Source organism: Mesorhizobium sp. M7A.F.Ca.US.014.04.1.1 (assembly GCF_003998745.1).
In the GTDB taxonomy this organism is placed as follows: domain Bacteria; phylum Pseudomonadota; class Alphaproteobacteria; order Rhizobiales; family Rhizobiaceae; genus Mesorhizobium; species Mesorhizobium ciceri.
The window spans coordinates 1-1,683 of record NZ_RZRW01000887.1; the positions used below are offsets into that span (position 1 = coordinate 1).

Here is a 1,683-nt window from a genome sequence, read left to right on the forward strand (position 1 = left end):
TGGACTGGGCAACGAACAGATTGGCCGGCCGGTCGTAGAGATCGAGCGGGGCGCCGACCTGTGCGACGATGCCGCCATTCATGACGACGATCTTGTCGGCCATAGGCATGGCTTCGACCTAGTCGTGGGTGACGTAGACGATGGTGGTTCCCAGGCGCTGGTGCAGCGCCTTGATTTCGGCGCGCATCTGCACGCGCAGCTTGGCGTCGAGGTTGGAGAGTGGCTCGTCGAACAGAAAGACCTTCGGGTCGCGCACGATAGCGCGGCCCATGGCGACACGCTGGCGCTGCCCGCCGGAAAGCTGGCGCGGATAACGATCCAGCAAGTCCTGCAGTCCGAGGATCGTCGCGGCACGCGCAATCTTGGCGTCGATCTCGCTTTTATCGATCTTCTTCAGCGTCAGTGCGAAGGCCATGTTCTCACGCACCGTCATGTGCGGGTAGAGCGCATAGTTCTGGAAGACCATGGCGATATCGCGCGATTTCGGCGCGACATCGTTGATGATCTTGCCTTCGAGCGCGATCTCGCCGGCGCTGATGTCTTCCAGGCCGGCGATCATCCTGAGCAAGGTCGACTTGCCGCAACCGGACGGGCCAACCAGGATGACGAATTCGCCCGACGCGATGTCGACGGACACGCCGTGGATGACCTTCGCCTTGCCATAGGCCTTATCGACACCTGATATGGTGAGCGCACTCATTGGTATTTTCCTTAGAAAGAGACCTTGTCGCCGCCCTTGAGCTGCAAGATCTGCCGTGCCTCGTCAGGGGTGGCGACCGAAGCGCCAAGCCCTTCGATGATCTGGTGTACCTTGCGCACCTGCTCGGCATTGGATTTCGCCAGTTGGCCCTTGCCGATCCAGAGCGAGTCCTCCAGCCCGACGCGCACATTGCCGCCGAGCGCAATGGCCTGGGTGGCGATCGGCAGCTGGCTGCGGCCGGCGCCCAGCACCGACCAGTGGTAGTCCTGTCCAAACAGCCGGTCGGCGGTGCGCCTCATATGCGCGACATCTTCCGGATGGGTGCCGATGCCGCCCAATATGCCGAACACGCTCTGGACGAAGAACGGCGCCTTGACCAGGCCGCGCTCAACGAAATGGGCGAGCGTGTAGAGGTGGCCGATGTCGTAGCACTCGATCTCGAAACGCGTGCCGTTTTGCGCGCAGGTGCGCAGGATGTGCTCGATGTCGCCAAAGGTGTTGCGGAAGATGCGGTCGCGCGAGCCTTCGAGATAGGGGCGTTCCCAGTCATGCTCGAAGGTCTTGAAGCGCTCCAGCATTGGGTAGAGGCCGAAATTCATCGAGCCCATGTTGAGCGATGCAGCTTCCGGCGCAAAGGTCGCCGCCGGCTTGACGCGCTCCGCGACGCTCATTGTCGCGGCGCCGCCTGTGGTGATGTTGATGACGCAGTCCGAGCGTTGCTTGATCACCTTCAGGAAGGGCGCAAACGCCTCGGTCGACTGGTCGGGCCGGCCGTCGGCGGGGTTGCGCGCATGCAGATGGACGATGGCAGCGCCGGCCTCGGCCGCGCCGATCGCGGCATCGGCAATCTCTTGGGCGCTCACCGGCAGATGTGGCGACATGGACGGCGTGTGGATCGAGCCGGTAACCGCGCAGGTGATGATGATCTTGTTCTGGTTCGCCACTTGAAATTCCTCGTCTATTTGACCGCAGTCTATTTCACC

General features: G+C 62.3%; 1 protein-coding gene and 1 pseudogene. Both read right to left on the reverse strand.

All coding sequences use genetic code 11. The features are described 5' to 3' along the window. Positions 1 to 700, reverse strand: a pseudogene (locus EOA22_RS32735) (ATP-binding cassette domain-containing protein); the annotation flags it as partial. A gap of 11 nt (positions 701 to 711) precedes the next feature. Further along, complete coding sequence (locus EOA22_RS32740; protein WP_127390558.1) at positions 712 to 1,644, reverse strand: 3-keto-5-aminohexanoate cleavage protein; 933 nt, start codon at positions 1,642 to 1,644, stop codon at positions 712 to 714. Positions 1,645 to 1,683 lie beyond the last annotated feature (39 nt).